At 68.7% G+C, this 23,991-nt stretch carries 23 protein-coding genes; 11 read left to right on the forward strand and 12 right to left on the reverse strand.

Going from position 1 to position 23,991, the window contains the following annotated elements:
• Positions 1-9: 9 nt before the first annotated feature.
• The 7 genes from DEFCA_RS0115200 to DEFCA_RS20945 all read right to left on the reverse strand — a co-directional run bounded on the left by DEFCA_RS0115200 (position 10) and on the right by DEFCA_RS20945 (position 9,337).
• Entirely contained in the window at positions 10-1,134 is a 1,125-nt protein-coding gene (locus DEFCA_RS0115200; protein WP_025323866.1) for a type IV pilus twitching motility protein PilT, read from the reverse strand.
• Positions 1,135-1,249: 115 nt separating this feature from the next.
• Entirely contained in the window at positions 1,250-2,944 is a 1,695-nt protein-coding gene (gene pilB, locus DEFCA_RS0115205) for a type IV-A pilus assembly ATPase PilB (RefSeq protein WP_025323867.1), read from the reverse strand.
• Between the two features lie 47 nt (positions 2,945-2,991).
• Positions 2,992-3,864, reverse strand: a complete 873-nt coding sequence (gene aroE / locus DEFCA_RS0115210) for a shikimate dehydrogenase (protein ID WP_025323868.1) — start codon at positions 3,862-3,864, stop codon at positions 2,992-2,994.
• The gene (locus tag DEFCA_RS0115215; RefSeq protein ID WP_025323869.1) at positions 3,861-4,811 is read right to left on the reverse strand and encodes a bifunctional riboflavin kinase/FAD synthetase; all 951 of its coding nucleotides are present in this window, start codon (positions 4,809-4,811) and stop codon (positions 3,861-3,863) included. Before DEFCA_RS0115215 ends, aroE begins: the two co-directional genes overlap by 4 nt.
• A 536-nt stretch (positions 4,812-5,347) precedes the next feature.
• Entirely contained in the window at positions 5,348-7,228 is a 1,881-nt protein-coding gene (gene cooS / locus DEFCA_RS0115220; protein WP_025323870.1) for an anaerobic carbon-monoxide dehydrogenase catalytic subunit, read from the reverse strand.
• A 172-nt stretch (positions 7,229-7,400) separates the two neighbouring features.
• Entirely contained in the window at positions 7,401-8,015 is a 615-nt protein-coding gene (locus DEFCA_RS24365) for a 4Fe-4S dicluster domain-containing protein (RefSeq protein ID WP_025323871.1), read from the reverse strand.
• Positions 8,012-9,337, reverse strand: coding sequence for an NAD(P)/FAD-dependent oxidoreductase (locus DEFCA_RS20945; protein WP_025323872.1), 1,326 nt, complete (start codon positions 9,335-9,337; stop codon positions 8,012-8,014). Before DEFCA_RS20945 ends, DEFCA_RS24365 begins: the two co-directional genes overlap by 4 nt.
• Before the next feature lie 311 nt (positions 9,338-9,648).
• On the opposite strand from DEFCA_RS20945, the gene DEFCA_RS0115235 reads away from it, so the two are divergent.
• A complete protein-coding gene (locus tag DEFCA_RS0115235) occupies positions 9,649-10,356 on the forward strand; it encodes an HAD-IA family hydrolase (protein WP_025323873.1) in 708 nt (235 codons plus the stop codon).
• Positions 10,357-10,407: 51 nt separating this feature from the next.
• A complete protein-coding gene (locus DEFCA_RS0115240) occupies positions 10,408-11,199 on the forward strand; it encodes a tRNA1(Val) (adenine(37)-N6)-methyltransferase (RefSeq protein ID WP_025323874.1) in 792 nt (263 codons plus the stop codon).
• A gap of 72 nt (positions 11,200-11,271) precedes the next feature.
• On the opposite strand, the gene DEFCA_RS22410 is transcribed toward DEFCA_RS0115240, so the two are convergent.
• From DEFCA_RS22410 to xth, 3 genes are all read right to left on the reverse strand, one after another.
• Complete coding sequence (locus DEFCA_RS22410; protein WP_169709605.1) at positions 11,272-11,448, reverse strand: hypothetical protein; 177 nt, start codon at positions 11,446-11,448, stop codon at positions 11,272-11,274.
• Positions 11,449-11,651: 203 nt separating this feature from the next.
• Complete coding sequence (fbp, locus tag DEFCA_RS0115250) at positions 11,652-12,680, reverse strand: class 1 fructose-bisphosphatase (RefSeq protein ID WP_025323875.1); 1,029 nt, start codon at positions 12,678-12,680, stop codon at positions 11,652-11,654.
• Between the two features lie 162 nt (positions 12,681-12,842).
• The gene (xth, locus tag DEFCA_RS0115255) at positions 12,843-13,775 is read right to left on the reverse strand and encodes an exodeoxyribonuclease III (protein WP_281173787.1); all 933 of its coding nucleotides are present in this window, start codon (positions 13,773-13,775) and stop codon (positions 12,843-12,845) included.
• 238 nt (positions 13,776-14,013) lie between these two features.
• On the opposite strand from xth, the gene hemL reads away from it, so the two are divergent.
• From hemL to DEFCA_RS0115290, 7 genes are all read left to right on the forward strand, one after another.
• Positions 14,014-15,297 (forward strand): glutamate-1-semialdehyde 2,1-aminomutase, encoded by a 1,284-nt coding sequence (gene hemL / locus DEFCA_RS0115260; protein WP_025323877.1) that lies wholly within the window; start codon positions 14,014-14,016, stop codon positions 15,295-15,297.
• A 376-nt stretch (positions 15,298-15,673) separates the two neighbouring features.
• Positions 15,674-16,006 (forward strand): P-II family nitrogen regulator, encoded by a 333-nt coding sequence (locus DEFCA_RS0115265; RefSeq protein ID WP_025323878.1) that lies wholly within the window; start codon positions 15,674-15,676, stop codon positions 16,004-16,006.
• The gene (locus DEFCA_RS0115270; RefSeq protein WP_025323879.1) at positions 16,003-16,254 is read left to right on the forward strand and encodes an AtpZ/AtpI family protein; all 252 of its coding nucleotides are present in this window, start codon (positions 16,003-16,005) and stop codon (positions 16,252-16,254) included. The genes DEFCA_RS0115265 and DEFCA_RS0115270 overlap by 4 nt, the downstream gene beginning before the upstream one ends.
• Positions 16,238-16,648, forward strand: coding sequence for an ATP synthase subunit I (locus DEFCA_RS0115275; protein ID WP_025323880.1), 411 nt, complete (start codon positions 16,238-16,240; stop codon positions 16,646-16,648). Before DEFCA_RS0115270 ends, DEFCA_RS0115275 begins: the two co-directional genes overlap by 17 nt.
• 55 nt (positions 16,649-16,703) lie before the next feature.
• Positions 16,704-17,456: a F0F1 ATP synthase subunit A gene (atpB, locus tag DEFCA_RS0115280; RefSeq protein ID WP_084319293.1), complete on the forward strand. Its 753-nt coding sequence runs from the start codon at positions 16,704-16,706 to the stop codon at positions 17,454-17,456.
• Between the two features lie 77 nt (positions 17,457-17,533).
• Positions 17,534-17,866 (forward strand): ATP synthase F0 subunit C, encoded by a 333-nt coding sequence (locus DEFCA_RS0115285; protein ID WP_025323882.1) that lies wholly within the window; start codon positions 17,534-17,536, stop codon positions 17,864-17,866.
• A 741-nt stretch (positions 17,867-18,607) separates the two neighbouring features.
• Positions 18,608-19,954 carry an IS701 family transposase gene (locus tag DEFCA_RS0115290; RefSeq protein ID WP_084318607.1) on the forward strand — a complete coding sequence of 449 codons (1,347 nt, stop codon included), beginning with the start codon at positions 18,608-18,610 and terminating at the stop codon, positions 19,952-19,954.
• A 358-nt stretch (positions 19,955-20,312) separates the two neighbouring features.
• On the opposite strand, the gene DEFCA_RS0115295 is transcribed toward DEFCA_RS0115290, so the two are convergent.
• Positions 20,313-21,407: an LbtU family siderophore porin gene (locus DEFCA_RS0115295; RefSeq protein ID WP_169709606.1), complete on the reverse strand. Its 1,095-nt coding sequence runs from the start codon at positions 21,405-21,407 to the stop codon at positions 20,313-20,315.
• 144 nt (positions 21,408-21,551) lie between these two features.
• On the reverse strand, positions 21,552-22,592 hold the full coding sequence (locus tag DEFCA_RS0115300; protein WP_025323884.1) for an energy-coupling factor ABC transporter permease: 1,041 nt from the start codon (positions 22,590-22,592) through the stop codon (positions 21,552-21,554).
• A gap of 140 nt (positions 22,593-22,732) precedes the next feature.
• Between DEFCA_RS0115300 and nikR the strand changes: the two genes are divergently transcribed.
• Together nikR and cbiQ are read left to right on the forward strand one after the other, a co-directional pair.
• Positions 22,733-23,152, forward strand: coding sequence for a nickel-responsive transcriptional regulator NikR (gene nikR, locus DEFCA_RS0115305; RefSeq protein ID WP_025323885.1), 420 nt, complete (start codon positions 22,733-22,735; stop codon positions 23,150-23,152).
• A gap of 2 nt (positions 23,153-23,154) precedes the next feature.
• Positions 23,155-23,955 (forward strand): cobalt ECF transporter T component CbiQ, encoded by an 801-nt coding sequence (gene cbiQ / locus DEFCA_RS0115310; RefSeq protein ID WP_025323886.1) that lies wholly within the window; start codon positions 23,155-23,157, stop codon positions 23,953-23,955.
• Positions 23,956-23,991: the final 36 nt, after the last annotated feature.

Here is a 23,991-nt window from a genome sequence, read left to right on the forward strand (position 1 = left end):
CCGTGAGGGTCACATCCTCGACCCGGGGGCGGCCGGACGCAACCCCCGCCGGGCTTCCACCACGTCCGGGCTTCCCTTGGCCAGCATCTGCCGCAGCTCCCCCGGGTCGGGGCTACGCACCATCGCGTCCTCGAGCCGGATCACCTTCCTGGTGATCAGGTGGTACAGCGACTGGTTCATCGTCTGCTGCCCGTACTTCTCCTGACCCATCTGCATCTGGGAGTAGATCTGGTGGACCTTGTCCTCCCGGATTAGGTTCCGGATGGCCGCGTTCGGGACCATGATCTCCACTGCCAGGGCCCGGCCCCGGCCGCTCGCACGCGGGATGAGCTGTTGGCTCAGGATCCCTTCCAGCACGAACGACAGCTGGGCCCGCACCTGGGGCTGCTGGTGGGGGGGGAACACGTCCACGATCCGGTTGATGGTCTGCACCGCAGTGTTCGTGTGAAGCGTGGCGAAGCACAGGTGCCCGGTCTCGGCCACGGTCAGGGCGGCCTCGATCGTCTCCAGGTCGCGCATCTCGCCGATCATGACCACGTCCGGGTCCTGCCGCAGGATGTACTTGAGGGCCTTGCGGAAGCTGTCCGTGTCGGAGTTCACCTCCCGCTGGTTGACCACGCAGTTCTTGTGGGGGTGCAGGTACTCGATCGGGTCCTCGATGGTGATGATGTGCTCGTGGCGCTCGGTGTTGATCTTGTCGATGATGGCGGCCAGCGTGGTGGACTTCCCCGAGCCCGTGGGCCCGGTCACGAGCACCAGGCCCCGGGGTTTCGAGGCGATCTCGTGGACCACCGGGGGAAGGCCCAGCTCCTCGAAGCTGAACACCTTGAACGGGATGGCCCGGAACGCTCCGGCCACCGAGCCCCGCTGCATGAAGATGTTGGCCCGGAACCGCGACAGGTCCTTCACACCGAACGAGAGGTCCAGCTCGTTCTCCTCCTCGAACCGGTGCTTCTGGGCCTCGGTCAGCACCGAGTAGCACAGCCGCTTGGCGTCGGCCGGGGTCAGGGGGGGCGCGTCCAGGGGCACCATGCGGCCGTCGACCCGAAGTTGGGGTGGGGAGCCGGTGGTGATGTGGAGGTCCGATGCCCCCCGTTCGATCATGGTCTTCAGCAGTTGATGCAGGCTGATCATGATTCGTCCTTCCGTGGGGATCAGGGATCAGAATTCAGAGTTCAGCGGACAGGGGGCCGGGCACGAGCTTTCCTCCCTGCCCTCTGTCTTCTGTCTTCTGACTCCTGAACTCCGGTCAGTCCTTCACGGTTACCCGGACCACCTCTTCCAGGGTGGTCATGCCCTCCATGAGCTTGGTGATGCCGCTCATCCTCAGGGTCTTCATGCCCTGGCGCATGGCCTCGTGCTTGAGCTCCAAGGCGCTCGCCCCGTTCAGGATGAGCTCCTTGATCTCGTCGGTGATCACCAGCACCTCGTACAGGGCCACCCGGCCCTTGAACCCGGTGTCGGCGCAGTTGGCGCACCCGGTGCCCCGGTAGCAGGTGAACGTGCCGATCCGGTCCGAAGGCACCCCGATGTCCAGCAGGGCCTGGGCCGGCACCTCCACGGCCTCCTTGCAGTTGGGGCAGATCCGGCGGGCCAGCCGCTGGGCCACGATCAGGTTGGTGGCCGAGGCCACCAGGAACGGCTCCACACCCATGTTCAGGAGCCGGTTCACCGTGCTCGGCGCGTCGTTGGTGTGCAGGGTGGAGAGCACCATGTGCCCCGTGAGGGCCGCCTTGATCGCGATCTCGGCGGTCTCGAAGTCCCGGATCTCCCCCACCATGATGATGTCGGGGTCCTGCCGGAGGAAGCTGCGCAGGGCTGCGGCGAAGTTGAGGCCGATCTCCTCGTGGATCTGGACCTGGTTGATCCCCGGCAGGTTGAACTCCACCGGGTCCTCGGCCGTGGAGATGTTCGTCTCGGGGGTGTTGAGCTCCGACAGGGCCGAGTACAGGGTGGTGGTCTTCCCCGACCCCGTGGGGCCCGTGACCAGGACCATGCCGTAGGGCTTGTGGATCGCCTCCTGGAAGTCCTTGAGGGCGGCCTCCTCGAACCCCAGCTTGGTCATGTCGAGCTGGAGGTTCGACTTGTCCAGGAGCCGCATCACGATCTTTTCGCCGAACAGGGTCGGAAGCACCGACACCCGGAAGTCCATGTCCTTGTTTTTGGAGATCTTGAGCTTGATGCGGCCGTCCTGGGGGAGCCGTCGCTCGGCGATGTCCAAGTTGGCCATGATCTTGACGCGGCTGGTGATCGCGTTCTTGAGCTTCATGGGCGGCCGCATCTGCTCGTAGAGCACCCCATCGATGCGGTAGCGGACCCGGAACGACTTTTCGTAGGGCTCGATGTGGATGTCGCTCGCGCCCTTCTTGATGGCGTCGGAGAGGATCAGGTTCACCAGCTTGACGACCGGCGCGTCCTCGACCGCCCTCTCCAGGTCGGCCACGTCCACGTCCTCTTCGTCCTGGACGAGCTCGAGTTCGTCCAGGTCGAAGTTGCCCATGACGTCGAGCAGGGTGGCCGACGAGTCGTAGTACCGGTCGATCGCCTCCTTGATGGCCGACGGCGCCGCCAGCACCATCTCCACGTTGTACCCGGTGAGGAACTTGACGTCGTCCAGGGCGAACATGTTGGAGGGGTCGTCCACGGCCACGATCAGGGTGGAACCGACCCGATTGATGGGGATGATCCGGTACTTCTGAACCAGGTCCTCGGGCACCAGCTTGGTGACCTCGGGGTCGATCTCGAAGTTCGCCAGGTCCACGGTGGGCACCCCGTACTGCTTGGACAGGGTGCGCACCAGGTCCTGCTCGTCCACCAACCCCAAGCGAACCAGGGCCTCGCCCAACCGGCCCCCGTTGCGGCGCTGGTCTTCTTTGGCCCGTTCCAGGTCCGCGGGGGTCAGGATGTTTTCCCGGATCAGGAGCTCGCCGAGTCGCTTCGACATGGGGGGTCTCCCCAGATGTTCACGGGTGTACGGGCGAAGGCGCGGGGCTACCGGAAGGAGTCACCGGGCTCCGGCCCCGACGGTTCCATCGCCCGGGCCATGGCGTCCAGCGGCGGTTCCCGGCCGGTCCAGAGCCGGAACGCCTCGGCGCCCTGGTGGAGCAGCATCGATCGGCCGGAGGCGGCCCGGTGCCCCAGGGCCCGGGCCTGGACGACCAGGGGGGTCTCGGCCCCCCTCCGATACGCCATGTCATAGACGAAAAGTTCCCGGCAGGAGCCCAGATCCCAGGGCCAGGAGGCGTCGTCCGACAGGCCCGCCGGCGTGGCGCTCACCACCAGATCGCCCGGCCGGGGCGCGAACGCGGCGAGGTCCTCGGCCGCCACCCGGGTGGGGCCGAGCCGGGACCCGAGCTCGTCGGCCAGCAGCCGGGCACGGATAGCGTTTCGGTTCATCACCCGGATTTCTTGAGCCCCTCCCAAAGCGAGCGCCACCACGGCCGCGCGGGCCGCGCCGCCGGCCCCCCAGATCCAGCACCGCCGGCCCTCGGGGTGAAAAGCCAGGTCTTCGGCCAGGGCTCGGGCGAACCCGGCCACGTCCGTGTTGTGGGCCCGCCAGCCGGCTCGGACCGGCACCAGGGTGTTGGCCGCGCCCACCAGCTCGGCCCGGGGGTCGGCCTCGGCCGCCAGGGCCAGCGCCGCCTCCTTGTGGGGGACGGTCACGTTCCAGCCCGCCACCCCCAGGGCGCGGGATCCGGTCAGGGCTTCGGCGAGGCGCCCCGGCTCCACGTCGAACGCCAGGTACACCGCGTCGATTCCCAGGGCGGCGAACGCCGCGTTGTGCATGGAGGGGGACAGGCTGTGGGCCACCGGGTGGCCCAGCAGGCCGAACAAGGCGGTGCGAGGGGAGAGGGTGGGGGTCATGGCGCCGCGCGGGCCGCCTCCGGGGCCAGCCCCAGCACGCGACGTACCTCCCTGACGTCGGATCGGATGTGGTCCACCAGGTCGTCCACGCTCCGGAAGGCGATCTCCCCGCGGATCCGGGCCACGGGCCGCAGCCGCAGCTCCTTCCCGTACAGGTCGCCCGTGAAGTCGAGCAGGTACGCCTCGACCCCGCTCGAGGAGGCCCCGAAGGTGGGGTTGGGCCCGATGTTGACGGCGGCCGGGAACTCGCCCTGCGGGGTCTGGGCCCACGCCGCGTACACCCCGGGCGGCGGCAGACACTCCTCCCGGGGCAGCACGTTGGCCGTGGGGAACCCCAGGCGCCTGCCCCGGGCGGCCCCGTGGATCACGGGCCCGTGGATCGAGAACGGCCGTCCCAGGAGCCGGGCCGCGGTCTCGAAATCGGCCTCGGCCACGGCCCGGCGGATCCGAGTGGAGCTCACCACCTCCCCGCCCAGCCGGCACTCCGGCAGCACCTCCACCCGGAACCCCACCTGGCTCCCCACCTCGCGGAGCAGCCCGATCGAGCCCCGCCGCTCACGGCCGAACCCGAAGTCCGGGCCGACCCAAATCTCCTTGACCCCTAGGGCCCCCACCAGGGTTCGGGTCACGAACTGCCGGGGCTCCTGCGCCGCGTACTCCCGGTCGAACCGGGCCCACACGATCAGGTCCACTCCCAGGTCCGCGATCCGGGCCAGCCTCTCCTCGAACGAGGTGAGCAGCGGTGGGCAGTAGGCCGGGTTCAGAATCTGCAGCGGATGGGGGTGAAACGTGTACACCACGGACTCGACCCCCAGTTCCCGGGCCCGGCGCACCACCCGGCCGATCAGGGCTTCGTGGCCCCGGTGAACCCCGTCGAAGTTCCCCACGGTGATCACGGACGCGGCCACCGTGCCGGGGGTCAGTTGGTTGTGTTCGATCACGCGCATCCGCGTTCCTGTCGGTTTCCAGTCACTTCCGCTAGAAGGCTGGAAGGCTAGGAGGCTAGAAGGCTTAAAATCCGCCGTGATCTCCGAGTATTCCAAGCGTGATCACGCCTCTTTGGTGTCACCTTACACTCCCGGGGGCATGGGGTCTGCGAATCAGGGGGCAGAAGACAGATTTCAGTGGGCAGGTTGTGCCCGCACGCCGTCGGACGCCGGATCAAGCCTGTCGTTTCTTCCCTGTCTCCTGTCTACTGAATTCCGGTTCCTGAAACCCATGCCCCACACCGGAGTTCCCCAGAGCAGGGAAAGTTGCTCTCCCCGTTGTAGGTCCCCCCAGGGGCCTGAGATGCTTTTCAGTAACTTTGGGTCTTCGATCTGTTGAGCGACTGAGCCGTTGGGCGGCCGCCCGCCGGGGCGAAATCGCCAGGAGAACGGTAACGGTAGGTGGGCCCGGCCGAGGTGTCAAGGCGCCGAGCGGGAGGGGGGGCCCAGGAACGCCCGGGGGCGGCCGCCCCCGGGCAGGAAGCCGAGCCTTGGGATCAGAGGCCGAGGGCTTTGCGCTTGCCGTCGATGTGGGCCACGATGGCGTCGGCGCACCTGGCCGGGTCGGGCTCCACCACGAACCGGGCGCCGATCACCTCGTCGAGCCCCTGGGTGGCCAGCTTGACGACGTTGGGCGAGCCCAGGATCGGCGGCACCACGCCCAGGAAGGTGGTGATGCCCGCGGCCACCACGTAGAACGCGATGGCCACGGCCTTCTCCGAGTACCACTCGGGGGCGGCCCCGGCCAGGGGCAGCTGGGCCGTGTCCACGTTCAAGGCGTTCGCCAGGGCGCCGGCCAGGTGCAGGATGCGGGTGTTGTCCACGCACGAGCCCACGTGGAGCACCGGCGGGATGCCCAGGCTCCCGCACACCTCGCGAAGCCCCGGGCCGGCCAGATCGGCGGCCTCGGGTACCTTGAACCCGGCCTTGGCGTTGGCCACGGCCGCGCACCCGGTGTCCAGCACGAGAACGTCGTGCTCGATCAGGCGGCGGGTGAGCTCCACGTGGCCGAGGTCGTGCTTCACCTTGGGGTTGTTGCACCCCACCACGCCCACCGCGCCCCGGATCTTGCCCGCGGTGATCGCGTCGATGAGGGGCTGGGGGGTGCCGCCCAAGGCGGCCAGCACGGCCTCCACGCTGAACCCCGTCATCTGCGCCACCGGCTCCGAAGGCACGGCCACCGCGCCGGGTTTTCGGCTGCGGTAGTTGTCCACCGCCTCGCGCACCACCTCCCGGGCCAGGGCCTCGGCGTTCTCCGGGGTGAACTCCCGGTGCTCGGCACCGGGGAACTTGGCCTTGGGGCTCGTGGACACGAACTTGGTGTGGTAGCACCCCGCGATCTGGGGCAGCGCAGGCATGATGCACTGGTAATCCACGATCATCATGTCCACCGCTCCGGTCACCAACACCAGCTCGGTCATGAGGTGGTTCCCGGCCATGGGGATGCCCCGACGCATCAACAGCTCGTTGCCGGTGCAGCACAGACCCACCAGGTTGATGCCGGCCGCGCCCGCGTCCCGGGCCCTTTGGACCAGCTCCGGGTCCTCCACCGCCCGGGCCACCATCTCGGACACCACCGGGTTGTGGCCGTGGAGCAGGATGTTCACCTGGTCGGGCCGGATCACCCCCAGGTTCGCCTGCGAGGTGGTGGGCTTGGGCACCCCAAACAGCACGTCCGAGAGCTCGGTGCCGATCATCGAGCCCCCGAGCCCGTCGGCCAGGGCCGTGCGGAAGCCGTGAAGCAGGATGTTCACGTAGTCGTTGTCCACCCCCATGTGGGTGCGGTGCATCATCTCGGTGACCTCGCGGTCGATGCCCCGCGGCAGGATGCCGAGCTTCTCCCACACCGCCACCCGGGCGGCCGGCATGCGGTCCACGAACTGGAGCCGGCCCTTCTTCATGCCGAACTCCTCGAGCATGGCGTCGGCCAGCTCCCGAGCCAGGTCCTGGGAGGACTTGCCCTCGGTACCGATGCCGAACTCGGCCGCGAGCGCCCGGAGCTTCCCCTCGTCGGCGATGGTGTAGCCCGGGGCCCTGCCCTCTCCCACGGCCAGCAGGGTCTCCACCAGGTCCCGGCCGTGGTCCGAGTGGCTCGCGGACCCGGCCGCGATCATTCGGCCCAGGTTCCGGGCCACCATGATGTCGGCGTCCGCGCCGCACACCCCCTGCTGGGGGCCCTCGCCGAACGGGTCGATCCGGCACGGGCCCATGGCGCAGATGCGGCACGACAGGCCCAGGTCGCAGTACCCGCAACGGGGTTTCTGGGCCTCGTGGCGGTCCCAAACGGTGGCGACCCCGTCGGTGCGGGCTTTGTCGATCAGGCCGGGCGCGTCCTGGGTCACGGTGAGCTCACGGGCTTCCTCGATCTTCACGGCCATGGTGCGACCTCCTTACGGCTAGAAAGCTAGGATGCTGGGAGGCTAGGAGGCTCGAAACCTTTTCGGGCCTTCGGCCCGCTGGGCGGCTGGGCTGCTAGGCGGCCGGACGGCTCTCGAACCGCGCCAAAGCTCGGGGGCACGGGGGCTGGTGGAGAGCCCGGCGAAGGGAGGATCAGCCCCCCGGGCCCACGGCCTCGGCAGCGTCCCCCAGGGCCCGCCACAGGCCGACGGCCTCCGGCTGGCGGGGGACCGCGGCCGGGGTCTGGCGGATGCCCAGACTGATCTCCCGGGCCAGCCGGCGCGACTCGTCCCGCAGGATCTCGTTGGGGTCCCCGAACTCCAGGGCCCCCACCAGGCAGGTCTCGACGCAGGCCGGGACCCGGCCCTCCTTCTGGCGCTCCACGCAGTTGTCGCACTTGACCGCCACGGTACGGTCCGGGGCGCGGTGATCGGCCCGGTACCGGATCACCCCGAACGGGCACGCCATGGCGCACATGCCGCAGTTGATGCACCGCGAGGGGTCCACCACCACCGCGCCGGTGGGCAGGTCCCGGCGCAGGGCGGCCGGCATGCACGCCTGCATGCACGGCGCCGGATCGCAGTGCCGGCATTTGTTGGGGAACGCCAAGTTCCCAGGCCCCGGCCCCACGTGGATCCGGGGCGCCGGCCGGGGTTCCTCGAACACGGCCCCGTACAAGGTCTGGGTGCGGGAGTGGGCCACGGCGCAGGCGGTCTGGCATTGCATGCACCCCACGCACCGTTGCGGATGCACCACCACGGTCTTCATCGGAACACCTCCTTGCCTACGGGATCGCCTGTCGGCAGTGCGGCGGCCGGTCCCCGCCGCCCCCCGGTCACCGCCTCCCGGCCGAACGCGAACCCGCTCCACGAGATTCGGTCTACCAGGGGGTCGAAGGGGAGGTCCGCGACCCGGGCTCCCCGTCGGATGGCCGCGATCAGCAGACCGGTCCGGTCCGGTCCTGGGCGGCCGTCGGTGCCGACCACCACCGCCCCCACCAGCACGCCGTCCCGCAGGACCACCCGGCGATAACCGCCGGCCGGGTCCCAGATCTCCCGCACCGCGTACGGGCCCTCCGGCGGACGTGTGATGCCCGCGCTGACGAGGTGGAGGCGGCCCACCTTGATCGAGTTCATGGCCAGACTGCCCGGGTATGCCTCGTGGCCGCCTGCCATGTTCCGGCCGGCCACGATCCCTTGCTCCACGGCCGCCGGCCAGATCGCGTTCAGCCGGGGGGCCCGCCACGCCACGTCGAAGGTGCGGGCCACGTCCCCAGCGGCCCAGATGTCGGGGGCCGGGGTGCGCAACCGGCCGTCCACCGGGATCCCGGCCGGGCCTCCGATGCCCAGGGCCTCGGCCAGCTCGGCGCGGGGTCGCACCCCCTTGCCCCGCACCACCAGGTCGCACGGCAAGGCCTCGCCGGGCGGGTCGAACCGCACCGCCGTGACGCGGCCGTCTTCCCCCCCCACCAAGGCGGAGGGGCGGTATCCGGTGCGGACCGAGACCCCCTCGTCCTCCAGGGCCTCGGCCACCCGCCGGCCCGCCTCGGGATTGACCACCCGGGACAGGGGAGCCTCCGACCCGATGCAGAGGGTCACGTCCAGGCTCCGGGCGGCCAGGGCATGGGCCGCCTTCACCCCCACGAGGCCTCCGCCAAGCACCAGGGTCGTGCGGGCCCCCGCGCGGATCTCCCGGTCGATGGCCTCGGCGTCCCCCCGGGTCCGGAACCCGAACACGTTGGCCGCCTCTTCCCCGGCCAGGCCCAGGGGGCGGGGCACGGCGCCCGTGGCCAACAGCAGCCGGTCGTAGGGGAGGGGATCCCCCTCCTCCAGGAACACCTGTTTTCCCTCGGGGTCCACGCGGAGCACCCGGGCCGAGGTCCGGAACCGGACGCGGTCGGCGCAGCGGAACGGCAGGTCGTACAGGGTGTGGGGGACCTCACCGGCCAGGGCGTACGAGATCAAGGGCCGGCAGTAGGGGGAGTAGGGTTCCTCGGTGAGCAGGGTGACTTCGGCCGAGGGGTCCACCGAGCAGACGGCCTCGGCCGCAGCCAGGCCGGCGGCGCTGGCTCCCACGATCACATGGCGCATGGTCCGTCCCCCTGGAGCCGTGGTAGGCTGCGAAACACGCGAAACGTAGCAGGCGAACCCCGGGTCCACAAGGGGGGCCGAGGCGAGATTCAGAACTTCGGTCGCCGGTCTCCGGTCGCCGGTCATCGGTCGCCGGTCTGGGGCCTTCGGCCCGCTGGGCGGCCGGGCGGCTCTCGAACCGCGCCAATGCTCGGGGGGCATGGGGTGGTCTCATGCCCGGCTTCGCGCGCGGCCGGAGGCAGGCCCCTTGCACCTCCGAGCAAGGAGCGATAGCGCCTGTTTATCCGAGCATCCCAGCGGAAGCTACGAGAATGGACATCCAGGCCGTATCGTTCGACGCCGGAAACACCCTGATCCGGCCTCGCACCTCGGTGGGCGAGGTGTATGCGGACGCGGCTCGGCGACACGGCGTGCCGGCCGACGGGGCCGCCCTGGACCGCAGGTTCCGGGAGGTGTTCGACCGGCGTCGCTCCGAGTTCCTGCCGGCCGTGTCCCGGCCCCACTCCCCGGGCCGGGAGCGGGCGTTCTGGCGAACCCTGGTGGCCGAGGTGTTCCGGTTGGAGGGGCTGTGGGAGGGGGCGGCCCACGTGTTCGAGGCGATCTTCCACGAGCTGTACGAGGCGTTCGCCCGGCCGGACCCCTGGGAGGTGTTCCCCGACGTGGTGCCGTGCCTGGACGCCTTGCAGGCGAAAGGGGTGCCCGTGGTCGTGGTGTCCAACTGGGACAGCCGGTTGCACGAGATCCTCCGCGGCCTGGGGCTGCGGGACCGGTTCCGGTTCGTCCTGGTCTCGGCCGAGTTCGGGGCCGAGAAGCCCGACCCCGCCATCTTCCACGAGGCGGCCCGCCGGCTCGGCACGGCTCCGGACCGAATGCTCCACGTGGGCGACCTGTATCGCGAGGACGTGCTCGGCGCCCGGGCCGCCGGCATGGTGGGGGCCTTGGTGGACCGGCGGGGGGACGGCCCCCAGGCTCGGGTTCGGTTCCGTGACCTGCGGGAGGTGCCGGGGTATCTGGGATGATGGGGCGGACCGATGCGTAGGCGACCGGCCGGTTGGGAGCCTCCGGGGCCCGTGCCGCGGGGGGATCGGGGGGATCCGGACCTCCAGCCGGGCCCCGGCGAGACCCTGGACTGTCTGTCGGGTCACTGGAAGATCTTCCAGCTGCGGCGAGGGCACCGGTACTCCACCGACGACCTGCTCACGGCCTGGTACGCCGTGGAGGCCTGCCGGCGGGCCGGGGCGCAACCCCGGCGGATCCTGGACCTGGGGTGCGGGATCGGCTCGGTGGGGCTCCTGGTGCTGTGGAGGTTCCCCGGGGCGTCGCTCGTGGGGGTGGAGGCCCAGGCGGTGAGCGCGGGGTTGGCCCGGCGGTCGGTCCGGTACAACGGGATCGGGGGCAGGGCGGAGATCCGGGTGGGCGACTTCCGGGACCCGGGGGTGTTTCGGCCAGGGGAGAGGTTCGACCTGGTGACCGGCAGCCCCCCCTACCTCGTGCCGGGAGAGGGGCGCCGGAGCTCGCTCCCCCAGCGGGGACCCTGCCGGTTCGAGGACCGCGGGGGAGCCCGGGACTACCTCGGGACGGCCTCGGCGCGGCTGGCTGCCGGGGGGATCGTGGCATGGGTTCACGCCACGCGGTACCGGGACGAGAACGTGGCCGCAGCGGTCGAGGCCGGGCTGGGGCGGATCGTGGTGCGGCCGGTGGTGTTCCGGGAAGGGCGGGAGAGCCTGATCAGCTTGTTCTATGCATCACAAAACCCCGCCCGCTCCGTCGAAGACGAGCCGGCCCTGGTGATCCGCCGGGCGGACGGGGGGTGGTCGGACGAGTATCGCAGGGTCCGTGCGGAGATGGGATTTCCCGCCTGACCCCGAAAAAACGAAAGCCGCCTGCGGCGGCAACGGATCGTGTCCCCCAAACATCCGAACGCGGCGGCCCGCTCAGGCCGCCTTCCTTCGCGAGATCGATTTCACCTCCCTCCACAGCCGGCGCTTGACGTCCGGGTCGAATCCCTGGCGGTCGGCCCAGGCGTCGAACGCGAGTCGCTTCTCCACGGGGAACAGTCGGTACTCCCGGAGGAACTTCTCCGCGAGGTACGTGGTGTACTCCCGGGTCATGGTGATGCACCTCCTTGTCACGGCGGTTGTGTGGTAGTGCTCCTTTTCACGAGGACGGGAGAATAACCATCCGCCGCGGTTCTGTCAACCGGGGGTCGGCAACGTCGAAAACGAAAAGCCCCGCCCAGGGGGCTCCCGTTGTCGGCCCGTCGACGAGATGGATCCGCCGGCCCGCCCGCAATCCCGGTTCCCGTGCCGGCCGGTCAGGCGCTCCCGTCGTATTGGGCGATGAACTCCTCGGCCTCCCGCACGTTCTCGACCGAGCCCGCGAAGAACGGCACCCTCTGGTGGAGCGACTCGGGCACCACGTCCAGCACGGGCCCTTGACCGGTGCTGGCGGCCCCGCCGGCCTGCTCGCACAGGAACGCCATGGGCGCGCACTCGTACAGGAGCCGCAGCTTTCCGTGGGGTTTGCGCGGGTCCTTCGTGTCGGCCGGGTACATGAAGATGCCGCCCTTGAGAAGGGTCCGGTGCATGTCCGCCACCATCGACCCGATGTACCGGGCCCCGTAGGGCCGACCAGAGGAGGAGTCCTTCTCCTTCATGTGCGCCACGAACCGCCGCACGCCCTCCGACCAGTAGGGGAAGTTCCCCTCGTTCACCGAGTAGGTCTTGCCCCGGGCCGGGATCCGGATGTCCGGGTGGCTCTTCAGGAACTCGCCCACCGACGGGTCCAGGGTGAAGCCGTGCACGCCGTTGCCCGTGCTGAGCACCAGGATGGTGGAGCTGCCGTACACCACGTACCCGGCCGCGGCCAGGCGCCGACCCGGCTGGAGGAGGTCGTCGGGGGTGCCCTCGTCCCCCTCGGACACCCGGCGGTGGATGGCGAAGATCGACCCGATGCTCACGTTCACGTCGATGTTCGAAGATCCGTCCAGCGGGTCGATGGCGATGGCGTACTTGGCCTTCCGCCACTTGGGCGGGAACACCACCGGCTCGGCAAGCTCCTCGCTGGCGAGGATGCAGAAGTGGCCGCTGTGCCGAAGCACCGACATCCACACCTCGTTGGCGTACCGGTCCAGCTTCAGCACCTCCTCGCCCTGCACGTTGCGCTCGCCGGTGTAGCCCAGGAGGTCCACCAGCCCGGCCTTGTTGACCTCGCGGGAGATCACCTTGGCCGCCCACGCGACCTGGTTCAGGATGTCGCTGAACTCGCCGGTGGCCTCCGGGTGGATCTGCTGCTCCTCCCAGATGTGGCGCGTCAGGGTGACGCCCAAACCCCTTCCGTCCATGCTGCTCCTCCCTTGGCTTCGGGGCCGTCATTGGGCTTTCGGCCCGCTAGGACGCTAGGAAGCTGAGAGGCTAGGAGGCTGAAAGCCCCTTTGGTCTCCCAGTGTTTCAGTTAGGTCTGCGCTAAAACGTCGCCACGTAAACAGCTTGGGGATCGGTTCGAGCTAGGTGTTCCCTCTGCGCGGCCTGTCGGCCGGGTCGAGGCGAAACCGGGCCCACACCGGGGCGTGGTCCGACGGCCGCTTCCAGCGGCGGGGCGACAGGTCCACGTCGCACTCCTCGCACCGATCGGCCAGGGCCGGGTTCGCCAGGATGTGGTCGATCCGCAGCCCCTCGTTCTTCCAAAACGCGCCCCCGCGGTAGTCCCACCAGGTGTATCGGTTCCCGTCTTCCGGGTGCAGTTGCCTGAAACAGTCCACCAATCCACGGCCTTTGAGCGCCTCCAAGGCCTCCCGTTCCGGAACCGAGAACAGGACCCGACCCTCCCATGCCTCCGGATCATAGACGTCGCGCGCCTCCGGGGCCACATTGAAGTCCCCCGCCAGGACCACGGCTGGGTTCTGGGCGAGCTGCTGGTCCAGGTACCTTCCCAGCTCCTCGAAGAACCGGAGCTTCGCCTCGAACTTCTCGGATCCCACCGCCTCGCCGTTGGGGACGTAGACGGAAAGGACCCGCACTCCCGCCGCCGTCACGGCCAGCAGCCGCCGTTCCCGGTTCAGCGGGTGATCCGGAGGCAGGTGAGGAAACCCCACCACCGGATCCTCCAGGGGGAGGGAGGACACCACGGCCACGCCGTGGTATCCCTTCTGCCCGGCCACGGCCAGGTGGAGCCCGCGCTCCTCGAACGACTCCCGGGGAAACGCGGGGTCCTCCACCTTGATCTCCTGCAGGCACAGCACGTCCGGTCGGCGCCGCTCCCAGTACCGGAGCACGTGGTCCAGCCGGGCCCGCACGGAGTTCACGTTCCAGGTGGCCAGGAGCATGGGGTCCGGATCCTCGATCAAGGGAAAAGGCCGGCGAGTAGTACTAGCAGACGCGGGCCGGGTCGAACAAGCCCGGGCTCGGGCTTGCATCCCCCGGGCGATCGTGTTAGCCATGCCCGTTCCTCCCGGTGGGCTGGATGGGCGGCCTTCGGGCCCCGGCGTGGCCGCTTCTCCCCCTGAGGGAGCGGCATCCGGGCCGCGACAAAGCCCCTGCCGGGCCTCGCGGCCCGGGATCGCGGCCGGAAGGCCGCTCCTACACCCGGGGGGCCAAGGCGAGTTGCCGGGCCTCGTCCGCCCGCCCCCGCATGGGGCCTGGGACCCCCATGGAACCGATTGCTTCGCGGAGGATCCGATGCGCCACGACCGTTCCCTCGAACTGTTCGAAACGGCCCAGTCGTTCATTCCCGGAGGCGTGAACAGCCCCGTGCGGGCGTTTCGGGCCGTGGGCGGAAAGCCGGTGTTCATCGCCCGGGCCGAAGGGGCCCGCCTGTACGACGTGGACGGCAACGCCTACATCGACTACGTGGGGTCCTGGGGGCCGATGATCCTGGGCCACAACCATCCCGAGGTCCGCGAGGCGCTGGAGAAGGCGCTGGCGGACGGCACCTCCTTCGGCGCCCCCACCGCCCTGGAGGTGGAGATGGCCGAGCTGGTGTGCGAGATCGTGCCCAGCGTGGAGATGGTGCGCATGGTGAACTCGGGCACCGAAGCGACCATGAGCGCCATCCGGCTCGCCCGCGGGTACACCGGCCGGGACAAGATCGTGAAGTGCGAGGGGTGCTACCATGGCCACGGCGACTCGCTGCTGGTGAAGGCCGGGTCAGGGGCGACCACCTTCGGGGTGCCCACCAGCCCGGGCGTGCCGGCCGATTTCGCCAAGCACACCCTTACCATCCCCTACAACGATCTCGAGGCCCTGGAGCGGGTGGTCCGCGACAACCCGGACCAGATCGCCTGCCTGATCGTGGAGCCGGTGCCGGGGAACATGGGCTGCATCCCGCCGGCGCCCGGGTACCTGGAGGGCCTGCGGGAGATCACGGCCCGGGAGGGGATCGTGCTCATCTTCGACGAGGTGATGAGCGGGTTTCGGGTGGCCCTGGGCGGCGCCCAGCAGCGGTTCGGGGTGACCCCCGACCTCACGACCCTGGGCAAGATCATCGGCGGCGGCCTACCGGTGGGGGCGTACGGCGGCCGGCGCGAGATCATGGAGAAGGTGGCGCCGGTGGGGCCGGTGTACCAGGCGGGAACCCTGTCGGGGAACCCTCTGGCCATGACCGCCGGCCTGACCACCCTGCGACTCCTGCGCCGGCCCGGGGTGTACGAGGCCTTGGAGGAGAAGTCGGCCCGCCTCTGCGACGGCATGGCCGAGGTGTTCTCTCGCCGAGGGGTGCCGGCGTTCCACACCCGGGTCGGGTCGATGTTCACCACCTTCTTCCAGAAGGGGCCGGTCCGCGACTACGCCTCGGCCCTGCAGAGCGACACCGAGGCGTTCGGCCGGTTCTTCCGGGGGATGCTGGAGCGGGGGGTGAACCTGGCGCCCAGCCAGTTCGAGGCGGGGTTCATGAGCCTGGCCCATACGGACGACGACATCGCCCGGACCGTGGAGGCGGCGGACGAGGTGCTGGCCGGGTTCTAGTGTGGCGTTTCTGAAATTTGGTGGTTTTCCCGGGGGGTGGGGCTGGGGGCCCCTCCTTCGTGAACGGCCTCGCAGGGGCCGCATCGGCGCGGTCCGCTGCGGCGCGTGAGGGCACGCGCCGCGGCCGCTCCCCTGGCGCCGGGCGGACCGGGCTGCTCGGCCGTCGCGCTTCGTCGGAGCCCCCAGCCCCACCGGAGCAATCCGCAGACGTTTTTGCGAAACGGTACGCTAGCCATACGGACGCGATCCGGGGGCGGAGTTCGGCCTCCAGCGACCAAGAACCAATAACCGCTTCCTTGACCCGTTTTTCGGCCGTGTGCTATAGAGGGCCGACTTTTCGGCCCGGGGCCTTGTCCGGGCGCCCCGGGGCGTGCCCATGCAGCTTCTCATCCTGGTTCTCAACCGCGAAGAAAAGCTCGAAGAGGTCCTCACGTTCTTCCTGGAGGAGGGCGTCAGCGGCGCCACCATCCTGGAGAGCGAGGGGATGGGGCGCTTCCTTACCCAGGAGGTCCCCATCTTCGCCGGGTTCCGGGACCTGTTCGCGCCGGCCCGGCCGTTCAACCGCACGATCCTCTCGGTGGTGCCCGACCACATGGTGGACCACCTGGCCGAGGGGCTGGGCAAGATCCTGGGCGGATGGGAGAACCGGGGGCAGGGCGTGCTGTTCACCGTGCCCGTGGGACGCACCTGGGGGGTGCCGACCGAATGAAGGCGCCTCGGCGCGAGACCGTCCGGTTGATCACCCACGTCAGCGCCGGCACCCTGGAGTTGGGGATGTCGGTGGCGATCGGGGCGGGAATCGGGTACGCCCTGGACTCCTGGCTCGGCACCGACCCGTGGATGACGCTCCTTTGGCTCGTCGCCGGGGTGATCGCCGGTTTCCGGAGCCTCATCCGGGTGCTCCAGAGCCTGGAACGGGCCGAGGGGCAGAAGGAAGACGATGGAAACGCCCCCTGAGACCCCGGACGCGCCGTTGGGGGACGCCGGGGACGACGCCGGCGAGGTCATCAGCATCCGGCGGATCCAGGTGTTCAACCTGGTCCTGACCGCGGTGGGTACCCTGGTGGGGCTGTGGCTGTCGCGGCGGTTCGCCCTGGGGGTGCTGCTTGGGGGGCTGGTGATGGCCGCAAACTTCAAGGTGATGGCGGCCGTGCTGCGATCGGTGTTCCTCAAGGGGTCCACGAGCCCGGTGAACGTGGGCCTGTACTGGGTCAAGTTCGCGGGGTTGATGCTCCTGGTGGGGGTGTTGGTCGTGAAGTTCCGGGTGGACGCCATCGGCCTGCTATGCGGGCTCGGCGCCATCTTCATCGCCATCACGATGGAGGCGGTGCTGCGGCTGATCGGGTGGTGAGCCGGCCCGGGTACCTCTTCTTTACGGTTTCTGTACAGGGAGGCAGCGTTTCGTCATGGCCGCGGAAGGGTCCCACGACATCTACTGGAGTTCCCTGATCCCCGGGTTGAAGCAGCTGGAGCAGCGGTTCCTCAACCCGTCCAACGGGGAGCCCGCGCTCCACGTGTCCAACGCGATCCTGGTCGTGCTCATCATTCTGACCCTGGCGTTCATCGCCCGGTCGAAGATCAAGGACCGGATCGAGCGGGACGAGGACCTGATCCCGGAGGCGGGGCTGACGATTCGCAACGTCATGGAGCTCATGGTCTCGGGCATTTTGAAAATCATGGAGGACTCCATGGGCCACGTGGCCCCGCGGTTCCTGTACCTGGTGGGGTCGTTGGCGTTCTTCATCCTGTTCTCCAACCTCTCCGGGCTGGTTCCCGGCTTCGCACCGCCCACCGACAACCTCAACACGACCCTGGCCTGCGCTCTGGTGGTGTTCGTGGCCTATAACCTGTACGGGTTCAAGGAGCACGGGCTCGCGTACCTGAAGCACTTCATGGGGCCGTTCTGGTGGCTCGCCTGGCTCATGATCCCCATCGAGATCATCTCGCACCTGGCCCGGCCCATGAGCCTGAGCCTTCGTCTGTTCGGGAACATCATGGGGGACCACAAGGTGGGCGCCATCTTCTTCATGCTGGTGCCTTTGGCCGTGCCGGTGTTCACGCTGGTGCTGGGCCTGTTCGTGTCGTTCGTGCAGACCTTCGTGTTCATGCTGCTCACCATGGTGTACCTGTCGGGCGCCATCGAGCACGCGGAACATTAAAGAGGTAGTTTTCGGCTACGCGGGTCGAGAAAAGGGCCTGCGTTCTTCAAAAACCCAGAGGAGAGGAGGTGAGAGACATGCTCAAGCGGATCTGGACCATCGCACCCATGGCCTTCATGGCCGTCGCCATGGCCGCCCCGGCGTTCGCTGCCGAGGCCGGCGCCGAGGGCGCCGAGAACCTGGCCCTGCGCGGGCTGCTGGCCCTGTCGGCCGGCTTCGCCATCGCCATCGCCGCCGCGTTCGGCGCCCTGGGTCAGTCCAAGGGTCTTGCGGCCGCCCTGGAGGGCATCGCCCGCAACCCCGCCGCCAGCGGGAAGCTGGTGACCCCGATGATCATCGGCCTCGCCATGATCGAGTCGCTGGTGATCTACGCCCTGGTCATCGCGCTGATGATCGTGCTGAAGCTGTAGGAGGCCGTTTCTCCTACCGGCTTCTTCATCTCGATTCGTTTCGAGGGCAGGGAGATCTCCCTGCCCTTTTTGTTTTTTTCCGCTTCGGCCGACGGTCCTCGGTCTGGGGCCCCGTGGCACACGCGGATGCCCCCTTCCGGAACACGGCCGAAAATCGGCTCGTCACCTTACCATTTCGCGGTCCGAGCCTCGGAGGCGCTGCGCGGCGAGTTGGGGGGCCGCACCCGGCTCTCCGGCCACCCCCCTGCCCCTCCGACCAGGGAGCGATGGCGCTTATTTGTCCGCCAGGTTGGTACTAATACCAACGGAACTATCGTCAGATCTCCGGCCTTCACAAGGGAACCAGCGGGTGGGGGGCTGGTGGAGAGCCGGGCGCGGCCCCTTACGTCGCCGCGCCCTCACCCGGCTTGGATCGCTTTGGAAGTTCAGGAACTTCCGCCACCGGCGCCCCGGCCTACCGGGCTGACAACGGCATGCGAAGGCGCGGCGAAAAGGGTGCCGCACTCGCGCCCGGCCGGAGCCAGTCCCCCACCCGCGTCCGGCAATACCTTCGTAGGCCTTAGTAATTCTACTTTGTCAGATTCGCCGAGGCCTTGGCAAAGAGCGGGTCCGGAAGTATAGTAGCTCTGGGATTCATCGTAACACTTTGAAATAAAAGGAGGATTAGAATGATTACTAAATAGGAACTGACTAGGTAATAATTCTTCTAATCTAGCCAGCTCCCCTCACCCCCTCGCGGAGTTGGAGCACGACCTGGATCGGTTCACAGCACGCTACCGATCGCATTTCACCTCTCGTACCCGCTCGTGCGTGAAGGCCGCCGAGGCGTATTTTGCCGGCTTGGCGCAAGCCCGGAAGCGAAACATGGAGCGCATCGCAGAAGTCGTTCCGGACGCCGACGACCAACGCCTGCAGCATTTTGTGTCGTACTCCCCGTGGGATCACCGCGAGGTGATCGACCATGTGGCCCGTGACGCCGACCGGTTGTTGGGAGGCTCCCCCAACACGTGTCTGATCGTGGACGAAAGTGGGTTCCCCAAGAAGGGCGACCGATCGGTTGGCGTTGCGCGCCAGTGGTGTGGGCGCCTGGGCAAGGTGGAGAACTGCCAGGTGGGCGTGTTTGCCGCCCTGGCCCGCGACGGGGAGGTGACGCTCACCGATGCACGGCTGTACCTGCCGAAGGCGTGGGCCGAGGATTCGGCCCGGTGCAAGCGGGCGAAGGTTCCGGAAGCCGAGCGGGGGTATCGCACCAAACCGGAACTGGCCTTGGAGATGGTTCGGCACGCCCGGCGCCTGGGGGTGGAGTTCGCCTGGGTGGGGGCAGATTCGTTCTACGGGGCCGACCCGAAGTTCCTGCGGGGGTTGGACGCCGACGGGGAAGTGTTCGTGGTGGATGTGAAGGCGTCCCAGCGGATCTACCTGGAGGATCCTCGGCCCCAGGTACCCCCGCGGCGCAGTGCGCGTGGGAGAGCGCCCCAACGGCCTCGGGCGCAGGGGCCGGAACCGATCCGGGTGGATGCGTGGGTGCGCAACCAACCGGGGGAGGCCTGGCGGCGTTTGTCGTATCGGGACTCCACGAAGGGCCCACTGTGGGTGGAGGTGCTTCACCGCAGAGTGTGGGTGTGGGACGGGCGGGAGTCCAAGGCCCACTGCTGGCACCTGATTGTGCGGCGCTCGGTGCGCAACCCGGGGGAGATCAAGTACACGCTGAGCAACGCGCCGGAGCAGACGTCGGTGCGGCGATTGGCGTACATGCAGGGGCAGCGCTATTGGGTGGAGCGAAGCCTGCAGGAGGCCAAGAGCGAAGTGGGCATGGCCGAGTATCAGGTGCGGTTGTGGCAGGGGTGGCATCACCACATGGCGATGGTGCTGATGGCGTTGTTGTTCTTGTTGGAGGCACGCCGAAAGCATCGTGGTGCGTTCCCCTTGTTGAGCGCGCGCGACGTGCGGGAAGTGCTCAGCGTTTTGCTGCCGCGCGCGAACGCGACACTGGAAGACGCCTTGGCGCAGATGGCCCGACGTCACCGGCGAAGGGCATCCGCGATGGCATCGCACACCAGAAAAGCCAATCAAAGCCAAGCGTTATGAAAATCTGACAAAGTAGAAGTAATAAAAAAGGGGCGGCCGATCATCGGCCGCCCATGGCGAAAGGGCTTCCCAGTAACTTCGGTCGTCGGTCGTTGGTCGAAATCTCGTCTCGGCATCGGAGTCGGGGGGCATGGGGTCTGCTGGAGATCAGGGGTCAGAGGACAGATGTCAGTGGACAGGTCGCGGTCCCACGACATCGCTGTAGCCGCATTGTTTTTGCCTTTCTTCTGGCTCCTGTCCCCTGAATTCTGGCCCCTGAAACCCATGCCCCGCCGCCGGCAATGAGCCCCGGACCAATGAACGTTACCCTCCCCACTGCCGGGCCCCGCAGGGGCCTGAGGGAGCCACTCCGCCGCTGCTAGAACTCCACGGCGAGCTGGGCGGTCGCCAGGTCCCGGGAGTCCACCCCTCCCCCAAAGTCCTCGTCGTACTCCCCGTGCAGGTACTCCAAGCTCAGGCTCACCCCCTCCATGGGCCCCCACGAAACGACCGCCCCGTACTGGAGCTCCGGCTGCCCCCCCAGCTCCCGGCTCCCCTCCACTCGCACCGCCACCTCCACCACCTCGCTCACGTCCCACGCCCCCTCCACGTTCCACGCCAGCGGCCGGTCCCCCCTGCCGTCCTCGTCCTCGTCCAGGTCCGCCTCGTCAAACGCCCCCACCGAACCCATCACCTCCCCCAACACCTCGAACGCTCCAAACCCCACCACCGCGTACGCGCTCCATCCCCCCACCCGGTCCCGGTACTCCCCCACCAGCTCCGCGTCCGTGTCCGCCAGGTCCGACAAAAAGCTCGCCCCCGCCTCCACCCCCTCCACCGGCGTCACCACCACGCTCACCCCCCAGTCCTTCACGTGGTCCTCCTCCGCCTCCCCCGCCCCGTTCACCTTCTCCGCGTCCCCGTTGAACACGAACGCGCTCGCCGTCCACCCCTCCCCCTCGTACCCCACCTGCACCGCCGTCTCCCGGATCTCGCCCAGCTCCAGGGTCAGGGGGTCCGAGATCATGTGGCTCGGGTACGCCCCGAACGGCAGGTACTGGCGGCCGAACCGGGCGGTCCAGCCGTCTCGGGCGTAGTCCACGGTGGCCTCGTCCACCTCGATGGGCTCGGTCTCGTCCTCCTCGAACAGCAGCACCAGGGCGGCGGTGAGCTGGTCGTTGACCTGGGCGTCGAACCCGAGCTGGGCGGTGGCCACGGTGAGGTCGCTGGTGGCCTCGCGGTCGCCGTCGGCAGGGTCGGTGCTCTCGTAGGCGGCCTCGAGCTCGAGCAGGCCGGAGAACGAGATCTTCTCGGAGATCTTGGTCATCAGGCCGGCCTGCTTCTTCTGCTGCAGGGTGTGGTAGAGCTCGGCGTTCTTCTTCTCCAACGCCTCCACCCGCTCCTCCAGCGTGGTCGCGGCCGAGGCGAGCCCCGGCACCAGAACCAAGGGGAGAGCAATGACGACTCGACGCATCTCGATCCTCCTGTGGCTGAAGTTCCGGCGCGGTGCGCGCACACGCCTCCTCCCCCGGGGTGAGCGGGCCTGGCACGCGGATCCAGATGCCGGAAGGGAAGAGAAAGAACGGGGCGGCCGCGATGGTGCGGCCGCCCCCCGGAACTACGTGGCCCTGGCGTGAGCCCGGCTCCGTCGGCGCAGCAGCAGACCGATCGCGGCGGCCACGGCCAGGGTGATCACTCCGCCCACGATGCCCGACACGCTGGTGCCCGGGTCGACCGCAGGCCAGGTTTCCGCTTCTGGGGCGGCGGCCCCCTCAGACTCTCCGGCATCCTTGAAGCCGTAGTCGGGCAGGAACGCGAGCTTCTCCTGGATCCGGGCCAAGGTGCCGTGGATCCCGTCGGACGGGGCCTCGAGCTCCTCGGAGCCGGTGACCCCCGCGATGGACCACTCGAGCCCGTCCGGGTGGGCCGAGGCGAACCACGACAGGGCCCCGCCCACCAGGAGGGCGGCCACCCCAAGCCCCACCAGGAGTTTCCGGTACCCCCCGGAGGTCTGGGGGGTGTGCCCCCCCAACAGGCCGGGTTCGGCCTTGCGGGCGAAGTTCACCACCGCGGCGGTCACGAACCCCTCGACCACGCCGATGGCCAGATGGATGGGTTGCATCAGGAGCACGAACTTGCTGAAGGGCAGGTCGGAGATGCCGGAGAACACGGTTTCCAGCACCACTCCGAACGCGCCGAGCTGAAGCGCCACCACGGCGGCGGCCACGCTGGCCAGGGTGAGGCGGCCCGGGCTGGGATCCTTGCCGGCCAGGGGCCGGAACACCAGGGGGTAGGCGACGAAGCAGGGGAACACCCCCATGTTGAAGATGTTGGCTCCCAAGGCCAGCAGCCCGCCGTCGGCGAAGAACAGCGCTTGCACCACCAGTACCGACGCGATGGTCAGGAACGCCGCATGGGGCCCGAGCAAGAGCGCCAGGAGGAGACCTCCCCCCAGGTGACCGCTAGACCCGGTGCCGGGGATCGAGAAGTTGATCATCTGGGCGGCGAACACGAAGGCTCCCAGCACACCCATCAGGGGCACCTTGCGGTCGTCGGCCTCCTCGTGCACCTTGCGGGCGCAGTACACGGTGGTGACGGCCGTGGCAGCCCACATGGCGCCACCGACTCCGGGGGAAAGAAGGGCATCGGCCATGTGCATCGCAACTCCTCCTGTGCTAAGGTTTCCAAACTTCGTGGCACCGGAGACTAGCGGGTCCCGGAACGCCGTGTCAATAATTTTATTTTCGTAGCACGATGGGGCCGTGAACGTGGCAACGATCGCACGATGAGGAGGACTCCATGACCCAGTTGACCCGGTTCGGGATCTCCATGGACACCCGGCTGCTGGAGCAGTTCGACGCCCTCGTGGCACGCAAGGGCTACGTGAACCGGTCGGAGGCCATCCGGGACCTGATCCGCAACGCCCTGGTGGAGGACCAGTGGAGCCGGGGCGATGAGGAGATTGTGGGGACCGTGACCCTGGTGTACGACCATCACGTGCGGGACCTGGCGGACAAGCTCACCGAGCACCAGCACGACCACCACGACGCCATCGTGTCGGCCCTGCACGTCCACCTGGACCACGATCACTGCCTGGAGGTGGTGGTCGTGCGGGGGCCGGCTCCCCGGGTGAAGCGGCTGGCCGACGAACTCATCGGCACCAAAGGGGTCAAGCACGGCAAGCTGGTGATGACCACCACCGGCCGGGGGATCGTGTAGGCATGGCCGGCGTCGAGCGCGCGTTCCTCGACCTGGGGCGGCTGGACCGCCTCGCCTACGCCGACACACCCGTGCACCGTTTGGACCCCAGGGCGAAAATCGTGGCCACGCTGGTGTACCTGGTGGCGGTGGTGTCCCACGGCAAGTACGAGGTGTCGGGGCTGCTGCCCTACGCCCTGTTCCCCGCGGTGTTGATCGCCCAAGCGGACCTGCCCCTGGGCTACCTGATCCGGAAGCTTTTGGTGGTGGCTCCGTTCGCGGTGCTCGTGGGCGCCGCAAACCCGTGGCTCGACCGCACCCCGATGTTGTCCGTGGGGCCGGTCACGGTCACCGGGGGATGGATGAGTTATGCCTCGATCCTGGTGCGGTTCGTCCTGACCATCGGCGCGGCCCTGGTGCTGGTGGCCACCACGGGGTTCTACGGAGTGTGCCTGGGGCTTCGTCGGCTCGGCACCCCCAGGGTCATGGCTGTGCAGCTGCTCCTCCTCTACCGGTACCTGTTCGTGCTCGCGGACGAGGCCTTGCGCCTCGTTCGGGCCCGGGGCCTGCGCAGCTTCGGGCGGAGAGGCACGGGGCTGGGCGTGTACGGCTCATTGGTGGGGCACCTGCTCCTACGCACGCTGGACCGGGCCCGGCGCATCCACACCGCGATGCTGTGCCGCGGGTTCTCCGGCGAGTTTCGCACCTTGCGAACGCTCCGGTTCCGGGGGGCGGACTGGGCGTTCTTGCTCGGGTGGTCCGCTCTGTTCGTGATGTTCCGGCTGGTCAACGTGCCCCGCCTGGTGGGAGCGCTGTTCGTCTGAAACCAAGTTGCCATTCATCTGATACCAATTTGCGAT

It is taken from the genome of Deferrisoma camini S3R1, assembly GCF_000526155.1.
In the GTDB taxonomy this organism is placed as follows: domain Bacteria; phylum Desulfobacterota; class Deferrisomatia; order Deferrisomatales; family Deferrisomataceae; genus Deferrisoma; species Deferrisoma camini.

Bases quoted from the DNA above. Each gene is read 5' to 3' on its own strand.
- atpB (WP_084319293.1), top strand. From the start codon at position 16,704: ATGGCCGCGGAAGGGTCCCACGACATCTACTGGAGTTCCCTGATCCCC.
- cbiQ (WP_025323886.1), top strand. From the start codon at position 23,155: ATGGCCGGCGTCGAGCGCGCGTTCCTCGACCTGGGGCGGCTGGACCGC.
- hemL (WP_025323877.1), top strand. From the start codon at position 14,014: ATGCGCCACGACCGTTCCCTCGAACTGTTCGAAACGGCCCAGTCGTTC.
- fbp (WP_025323875.1), bottom strand. From the start codon at position 12,680: ATGGACGGAAGGGGTTTGGGCGTCACCCTGACGCGCCACATCTGGGAG.
- DEFCA_RS22410 (WP_169709605.1), bottom strand. From the start codon at position 11,448: ATGACCCGGGAGTACACCACGTACCTCGCGGAGAAGTTCCTCCGGGAG.
- DEFCA_RS0115235 (WP_025323873.1), top strand. From the start codon at position 9,649: ATGGACATCCAGGCCGTATCGTTCGACGCCGGAAACACCCTGATCCGG.
- DEFCA_RS0115285 (WP_025323882.1), top strand. From the start codon at position 17,534: ATGCTCAAGCGGATCTGGACCATCGCACCCATGGCCTTCATGGCCGTC.
- DEFCA_RS0115275 (WP_025323880.1), top strand. From the start codon at position 16,238: ATGGAAACGCCCCCTGAGACCCCGGACGCGCCGTTGGGGGACGCCGGG.
- DEFCA_RS0115200 (WP_025323866.1), bottom strand. From the start codon at position 1,134: ATGATCAGCCTGCATCAACTGCTGAAGACCATGATCGAACGGGGGGCA.
- pilB (WP_025323867.1), bottom strand. From the start codon at position 2,944: ATGTCGAAGCGACTCGGCGAGCTCCTGATCCGGGAAAACATCCTGACC.
- DEFCA_RS0115270 (WP_025323879.1), top strand. From the start codon at position 16,003: ATGAAGGCGCCTCGGCGCGAGACCGTCCGGTTGATCACCCACGTCAGC.
- DEFCA_RS24365 (WP_025323871.1), bottom strand. From the start codon at position 8,015: ATGAAGACCGTGGTGGTGCATCCGCAACGGTGCGTGGGGTGCATGCAA.
- xth (WP_281173787.1), bottom strand. From the start codon at position 13,775: ATGGCTAACACGATCGCCCGGGGGATGCAAGCCCGAGCCCGGGCTTGT.
- DEFCA_RS0115295 (WP_169709606.1), bottom strand. From the start codon at position 21,407: ATGCGTCGAGTCGTCATTGCTCTCCCCTTGGTTCTGGTGCCGGGGCTC.
- nikR (WP_025323885.1), top strand. From the start codon at position 22,733: ATGACCCAGTTGACCCGGTTCGGGATCTCCATGGACACCCGGCTGCTG.
- DEFCA_RS20945 (WP_025323872.1), bottom strand. From the start codon at position 9,337: ATGCGCCATGTGATCGTGGGAGCCAGCGCCGCCGGCCTGGCTGCGGCC.
- cooS (WP_025323870.1), bottom strand. From the start codon at position 7,228: ATGGCCGTGAAGATCGAGGAAGCCCGTGAGCTCACCGTGACCCAGGAC.
- DEFCA_RS0115265 (WP_025323878.1), top strand. From the start codon at position 15,674: ATGCAGCTTCTCATCCTGGTTCTCAACCGCGAAGAAAAGCTCGAAGAG.
- DEFCA_RS0115300 (WP_025323884.1), bottom strand. From the start codon at position 22,592: ATGCACATGGCCGATGCCCTTCTTTCCCCCGGAGTCGGTGGCGCCATG.
- aroE (WP_025323868.1), bottom strand. From the start codon at position 3,864: ATGACCCCCACCCTCTCCCCTCGCACCGCCTTGTTCGGCCTGCTGGGC.
- DEFCA_RS0115215 (WP_025323869.1), bottom strand. From the start codon at position 4,811: ATGCGCGTGATCGAACACAACCAACTGACCCCCGGCACGGTGGCCGCG.